We start from the raw sequence: 535 nt of genomic DNA on the forward strand, positions 1-535 counted from the left end.
CAAGCCTCTACTCCTGAGCACTGGCATGATGACGGTTAGCTTTCTGGCGTTGCTGGTCCTCGCCTGCCTGCTCCAATTACCCTTGTTGCCCCATCACATAACCGGAGCCGGACTGTCAGTGCTTACGGCGCAAATCGTTTTGTATGCAATCCAGTATACGCTCTACTTCCAACTGCAAAAACAAGCAGGGCCGGTCGTCGTCGGACAGATAGGTTCCGTCCAGGCCGCAATTGGCATCCCTTTAGCGATGGTCCTGTTTCACGAGATCCCAAGTCTACCGCAACTCGCCGCAATAGCCCTCGTCTTGACCGCGATCATATTGGTAAATCAAAGACATACGCCGCGACCAAAAGCCTGACACACAGTACACAACGCACTTGCGTCGAGGGGCAAATTGGATTCGACTTGAAGATTCTCTCCTGCAAGGATTTTCACGATGCTCGAATCCCTTCTCACCCCTCTTCTGGCAACGTTGCGGCCGCATTATGATCTGAGCAAGACACGGCGGTTCTGTCGCAAATTTTGCAGGCGAGGG

General features: G+C 53.3%; 1 protein-coding gene. It reads left to right on the forward strand.

Annotation, left to right across the window (positions count from 1 at the left end):
* Positions 1-358 (forward strand): EamA family transporter (locus tag E1297_RS00790; protein ID WP_155132686.1); only part of this gene is annotated, 358 nt, incomplete at its 5' end.
* Positions 359-535: the final 177 nt, after the last annotated feature.

The organism is Roseibium sp. RKSG952 (genome assembly GCF_009711355.1).